The 6,528-nt window shown below is 41.8% G+C and carries 6 protein-coding genes; 3 read left to right on the top strand and 3 right to left on the bottom strand.

The window, feature by feature from the left end:
• Nucleotides 1-693 (top strand): hypothetical protein, encoded by a 693-nt coding sequence (locus tag VK179_18630; GenBank protein ID HLO60774.1) that lies wholly within the window; start codon nucleotides 1-3, stop codon nucleotides 691-693.
• Between the two features lie 106 nt (nucleotides 694-799).
• Here the strand turns inward: VK179_18630 and VK179_18635 are convergent, their stop codons facing one another.
• From VK179_18635 to VK179_18645, 3 genes are all read right to left on the bottom strand, one after another.
• Nucleotides 800-1,720, bottom strand: a complete 921-nt coding sequence (locus tag VK179_18635) for a sugar phosphate isomerase/epimerase (protein HLO60775.1) — start codon at nucleotides 1,718-1,720, stop codon at nucleotides 800-802.
• Between the two features lie 198 nt (nucleotides 1,721-1,918).
• Nucleotides 1,919-2,371: a cytochrome c gene (locus tag VK179_18640; GenBank protein ID HLO60776.1), complete on the bottom strand. Its 453-nt coding sequence runs from the start codon at nucleotides 2,369-2,371 to the stop codon at nucleotides 1,919-1,921.
• Nucleotides 2,368-3,666, bottom strand: a complete 1,299-nt coding sequence (locus VK179_18645) for a PQQ-dependent sugar dehydrogenase (protein HLO60777.1) — start codon at nucleotides 3,664-3,666, stop codon at nucleotides 2,368-2,370. The genes VK179_18640 and VK179_18645 overlap by 4 nt, the downstream gene beginning before the upstream one ends.
• 171 nt (nucleotides 3,667-3,837) lie before the next feature.
• On the opposite strand from VK179_18645, the gene VK179_18650 reads away from it, so the two are divergent.
• Together VK179_18650 and VK179_18655 are read left to right on the top strand one after the other, a co-directional pair.
• On the top strand, nucleotides 3,838-5,316 hold the full coding sequence (locus VK179_18650; protein ID HLO60778.1) for a T9SS type A sorting domain-containing protein: 1,479 nt from the start codon (nucleotides 3,838-3,840) through the stop codon (nucleotides 5,314-5,316).
• 171 nt (nucleotides 5,317-5,487) lie between these two features.
• Nucleotides 5,488-6,378, top strand: a complete 891-nt coding sequence (locus VK179_18655; protein ID HLO60779.1) for a hypothetical protein — start codon at nucleotides 5,488-5,490, stop codon at nucleotides 6,376-6,378.
• Nucleotides 6,379-6,528: the final 150 nt, after the last annotated feature.

Genomic DNA, 6,528 nt, shown 5'->3' on the forward strand with positions numbered 1-6,528 from the left:
ATGAAACGTCTCACCGCATTTTTGACCCTTCTGTTTATAATTGTAAGAGCCTGGTCACAACAGGACAACTGTAACTGTTCATCATCCGATGAATACAGCCGGTGGCTGCTAAAAGGCCTTATAGGGGTGGAATATTTCAATCCCGTAAACGGATATAAAGGATCACAGTATTTGCAGGATTGGGCATACGGAGATGTAGAGCTCACCGATGGCGAAATTATCCGTGATATTATAATACGATATGACCGGTACGCTGATCAGCTTTTGTGGCTTAGAAAAATGGATTACCGCAAGGGTATGCTCAATAAGGATATTATTACAGGTTTTACTGTAAAAGATTTTTGGAATAAGCCGCAATCACACTTTACCAAGAGAAGGATCTTTCTGCCATGGCTCGATTCAACTGAAGTTTTTCTGCAGGAATTGGTAGTGGGGGATATTTCATTTTATGTATACAGGAAGGTAAAGGAAGAACCTGTTGAATACAATCTGATGGACAATACCCGGTATATACTCCAAACCGGTGGCAAAGATTATGTTATTCCACTCAAACGTAAAAGTCTGCTTGAGTTGCCCTTTATTGTCAAAGCCGACATGAAAAAGGTGCTTCGTCACAACCGAATTTCAGTCCTCAATAACGAGAAAGGCATGGCTATGGCAATTGATTTGTATAACAGGAGAAGTGAGAAGTGAGAGGTGAGTAGGGAGTAGGGAGTAGGGAGTAGGGAGTAGGGAGTAGGGAATAAGAAGACCCTAGAGTCCCTAAGGTCTCTAGAGTCTCTTTAACTGCTACGCTTTATTACACCAATATTTTAGTGGTAAGGTTTGTTATACTGGTTTTGATGGCATCGAACGGTTTGCCGTCTTTTGTTGAATCCTGTTCCACGATCATATATTTCATTCCTGCAGTGTCTTTGGCTGCAAGGATACGCTTAAAGTCGATCACGCCGGCGCCGACAGGTGCAAAATCGGTTTCACCGTCGGTTGTGAATTTCGGAGCTTCCTTGGTGAACATATCCTTCATATGCCAAAGCTGGAAGCGGCCCGGGTATTTCTTAAAGAGGTCAACCGGATCCTGTCCTGCCTTGTTCACCCAGAATAAGTCGAGTTCCATAGTTACAAGATCTTTATCGAGTCCCGGCATGATGATGTCGAAATAGGGCACCACACCGTTGAGGTTGGCAAATTCAAAGTTATGGTTATGATAGCCGAACTGGATGCCGTTTTCTTTCATGATTTTTCCGACCTGGTTCCAGTCCTGAACCATTTTCTTATAGCTGTCCACTGTGCGTGCTTCGGCAACCACCCATGGCTGTATGCAATATTTTACACCCAGTTTGGCATGATCTTCAGCCATATATTTGGCATTGTCAAGGGTAATACCCTGTGCTTCCACCTGTGTGTGGCTGCTGAGTATTTCCATTCCAAGATCATTTACAAGCTTTTTAAAAGCATCGGGTTCCATGCCATAGAATTTCCTGTCGGAATAACCTGCCAGTTCAAGGTATTTAAAACCGATGTCGGAAACTTTTTTCAGAGAACCGGGAACATCAGCCTTCATGGCATCGCGGATGGTATACAACTGCAAAGCAAGACCGAAAGTTTTAGGGTCAACTGATTTAAAGTCCAATGCTGATGCATTTTGTGCGAGCACCCAGGCACCCAACATTCCTGTGGCCGACATTCTCAGAAATTCCCTTCTGGATGTATTGTTTTTCATAATAATAAGAGGTTTAAATTATATAGAATTAATTTGATCATCCGGAATACTGAACAAACCTGAGAAGTTTGAAAAGGGTTCACTTTCAAATCTTCATGTTATAAAAATAGTAAAAAAGATTGATACTGGATACTGGATCCTGGATACTGGATAAGATCGTCTTTCATTAGGCATTTTCAAGCTCCTCGCAATGACGAACTATCTCTCACCTCTGATCTTCTTTACCTCTTCAGCGTTAACCGCATCTGCCTTATTTCCCCACGTATTCCGTATATACGATAATACATCCGCTATTTGCTGATCCGTAAGGTAATTCTGTGCCGGCATAATTTGTGTTCCGTATTGTTGACCCATCACAGTAATTGGCCCTTCCAGTCCCGAAAGCACAATGCGAATCAGTGTATCTGCCGGGCCGGTGACCAGTACGTTGCCGGCGAGGGGAGGGAACTGGCTTCTTACCCCGTTGCCATCGGGCTGATGACAGGTAAGGCAGTATTTTACATATTCATTCTGGCCTGTGGCAATGGTTCCCTGTTCCATAACCGAAGAATCCTGTTTATTTGCAACCTCTTTTTCACCGGTTGTGCCTTTGCAACCGAATGCCAGGCTAAGAGGTACAATTAAGACAGCCAATATGAAAATCCTTCTCATTTTATAGTGTACGTGATTTTCCAAATTCTTCCCTTTTCCGAGTCAGATACATAAATTGATCCGTCAGGTCCCTGTGCCAGTCCCGTAGGCCTGTATTTGATATCATTCATATTCTGGATCGGTTTGATCCCGGCGAATCCGTCAGCAAAGGTTTCCCATTCGCCCGAAGGCAGGCCGTTTTTAAAAGGCACAAAGGCAACGAGGTATCCCTTTTGTTCGAGAGGGGCACGGTTCCATGATCCATGGAATGCAATAAAAGCACCGTTCCTGTATTTTTCGGGGAACATGGTGCCTGTATAAAACAATATATCATTGGGTGCAAGGTGGCCGGGGAAGGCCATTATGGGGTCTTTCGCATCTTCACAGCGTCCTTTTTTCTTCGTGTCTCCGCCGTATTCAGGAGCAAGGAGCTTTATTTTCTGAAACTGGTCATAGTAACAATATGGCCAACCGAAGTTATCGCCGTCTTCAACAAGAAGAAATTCTTCAGCAGGCAATTCAGCGCCCTGTTGTTCGGTGAATAATTCGGGATAGAACTGGTAAAGCTGATCTCTTCCGTGCTGAACCACATAAAGCTTATTGTTTACGGGGCTCCACGTAATGGCAACCGAATTTCGTATGCCTGTCGCATAACGGTGCCCGTCTTTTACCTGGTCCTGGTTGGGTTTGTCGGCTTTGAACTTCCATATACCGGCATGCCGGTCAAGTTGGGGACAGGGATCCTGACCTTTTGAACCGGGCGTCCTGTCCTTGAATTGGCAGGCATTAGACGGGGCTCCTACGTTTACATAAAGATTCCCGTTGTTATCGAGTGCAAAGGTTTTATCCTGGTGCTGGTTTTGCTTGAGGAAGCCTGTTGCAATCACCTCCGGAGCAGCAGTTGGCACAAGTTCATCACCAGTGACCGCAACTCTTGAAACCTGCATTGAATTGCTGAAATATAAGTATCCGTTTTTTAATTCAATACCTGTTGAAGTTTCTTTCCCGAAATACTGTGTTACATCGGCTTTTCCATCACCATTGTTATCTTTCAGTGCAGCAATACCGCCATTATTTGTAAGCTGGCTGAGGGCCATGTAAACATTGCCGTTTTCCCCGACAGTAATGTGTCTGCCCGGGCCGGCATTATCGGCGAAAATAGTGGCGCTGAATCCTGCCGGAAGAGTTATTCCAGCCTGAGAGGCAGCCGTTGTATCTTTTGTGTTTGCATTTTCATCATTGGCTGCCTGGTTATGGTTACAGGAGAATAAGCTTACCAGGGCCAGTGAAGCTGTAATGAAGTAAGTCATTTTCATGGGTTAAGGGTTAATGATTAAACTTAAGATGCCAAATCCTACACAAAAACAATCAAAAGACCCATTCTGTTTAAAATAAGCTCTGCCGATTGAAAACCATAAGCAGGAAAACGTATGAAAACAGAATTTTATTAGATTTGAATAGTAATAAACCTTAAGGCAAAAATTATCATGAAAAAACCAATTCAAAAAATTTTCATTGCTGTCAGTTTAGGATGGCTATTGTTGCTTTTAATACCTTTCTCCGGATTGTCACAGGAATTCAGGAGAATCGATCAAAAGAATGTCACTGGAGTTATCCCGGCAGGTGATACACTTTTAAACATGCTTGATTTTAAAGCACGGAACAAACCTCATACGATGAATGGTTCCGGTTTTCTTATGGATTCAACATTTAAGTATTGTTATTTTTCAACCCTGGATTCAATTGCAGAATTCAAGATCTATTATACCTATGATGACAGGAATAATCTGATCACTGATCATACTTTTTTCTGGCGTGATAACCAATGGAATCCAACTTATTATACCGATTACGAATATGATGCCAGGGACAATCAGATTGGTAAAGAAAGTCATTGGTGGGAAGATACATTGAACAGTTGGATACCTACGTCAGCAAAAGAAACTTCGTTTAATGATAATAATAAAGTAATTCAGGAAATTTATTACACCCGCGATAATAACACTAACCAATTGATTCCTCAGTTCAAGATTGATCTGACGGTTGATGATTCAGGGGAAGTCAGCGCAATTATATCCACCATATGGGATACGGAGAAAAGTGAATGGATTAATAGTTACAAAAGCGAATCTTACATTGATACTGTTAATCATAAAAAAGGCTCTGTGGCCTATACCTGGAACACAACGAACAATGCCTGGGTTGAACAGGGCAAAGCGGAAAGTATTTTTGATGTATCGGGTAATCGCATTTCATCAGTTAGTTTTACTTGGAATGCCAATGATACTGATTGGGTTAATGTTAACAGGGAACTTTATTTTTATGATATACATGGCAATGACAGTGTTTCTGAAGGTTCCATCTGGAATAATGAGTCAGATGACTGGATACCGGATTACAAATATGTTGTCGGGTATGATTTGAATGGGAATAAAATTTCCAGGATGAGTTATCGCTGGGACAATGCCCTGTCACAATGGCTGACAAAATTCAAAACCGAATATGATTATGATTCAAACCATAATCAGATAAAAGAAACTGGTTTCTCGTGGGATAATTCCGGAAGCCAGTGGATAGAAGAACAGAGCTGGGAAAATGTATATGATGTCAATAATAACCGGACTCTTGCTGTGTGGAATAATACAAATGGAGAGCCAGGATCGTTTATCATGAACAAGGATTTTTATTACTATTCGCTTCATTCAGTGGTTAATTCCTCAACCGGAGGCCATTTTTCAAAGCCTTCAGTTTTTCCGAATCCGGCAAAAGATTTTATCACTATTTACCTGGATGAAAATGAAACGGCAACTGCTAAGATTTTCAATCTGAATGGCAAACTGATCAAAGTCGCACAGATCAGTCAATTGAATAACCGCATACCCGTTGATGATTTTCAAACCGGTGTTTTTGTAATACAAATAATAACCAAAAACCAAACAGTGGTTCAGAAAGTAATCATTAATTAATTTTTGAGCATTTACAAACTGTGCAAAAACGCTGGCAGGTCTGCGACGCTGTCAGGTTAACAGGCTTACTTTTTCATGCCTGAATTAATACTATTTTAAGAATGATTAACGATTTGCTTTATTGCTCATTTTAATGTATTGCTCATATTTGCATACCTACTAAATAAACCAATGGAACAAAAACTTTTTCGCAGAAATTTTGTAAAAAACGGAATTGCGGCTTCAGCCGGCTTTTTTCTTGCCAAACCATTTGTATCTGCTAACCATTCAGGTGTGGATGCATTCTCCGGGTCTACTCCAAAACCTCTTAACGAAACGCTTAAAACAATAGGAGACCTTCACACAACACATGGCAACTTCTCTGGAAAGGAGATTCCGGATTCACACCTGGATGTGATTAAAAGTTCATGCATCCGTGCAGCGAATTCATCCAACATGCAAACCTATTCTGTAGTTATAGTGCGCGACCGAAAGCTTATGTCTGATATTTGCGGGTATTCAGGGAGTTGTCTCATGCTTTTCAATGTTGATTATACCCGACTGCTTGCCAGTGCCAAATCACTCGCTTTGCCTTATTATCCGGGGAATATGACCTCCTTTATAACAGCATCAATAAATACTGCTCTTGCAGCCCAGACTGCCACGGTAGCAGCCCGCTCTCTTGATATTGATTCACTCCTTACAAATGGAATCCACAGGGGAAATATGGAAAGGTTATGGGAATTGCTTAACCTGCCTGAAAAATATTGTATGCCCCTGATAGCTCTTGTAATGGGATATGCAGATAAGAAGCCTGATTACAAAACCGGAAGACTCAGCGGCCCGGCTATTTTTCATGAAGGCACATATCATGTTCCTACTACGAATGAAACGGAATCAATTACTAAGGAATACGACGATCCGGACAAGCATATCGGAATCAATTCCGAATGGAAGAAGAACGGATTCGATCATTATCTGCAATGGCTGTTTAAAGATTGGCTTGCCGATGATTCGAAACCGGCGGCATCGGAAACCGCACTTTTTGCCATGTTGAAAAAGAGAGGATTTCTTGAAGTCTGACAGTTTGGAATAACGCTGACAGGTCTGCGACGCTGTCAGGTTATTCCGGGGGTTTCTGTTACATTTGTAAAAAAAAGGGATGACAAGGAAAATATTTATTTCACTCATAGCATTTGTTTCAGTCGCACTGCCGGTTAAAAGCCAGACTGC

This window comes from Bacteroidales bacterium (genome assembly GCA_035299085.1).
GTDB lineage: Bacteria > Bacteroidota > Bacteroidia > Bacteroidales > UBA10428 > UBA5072.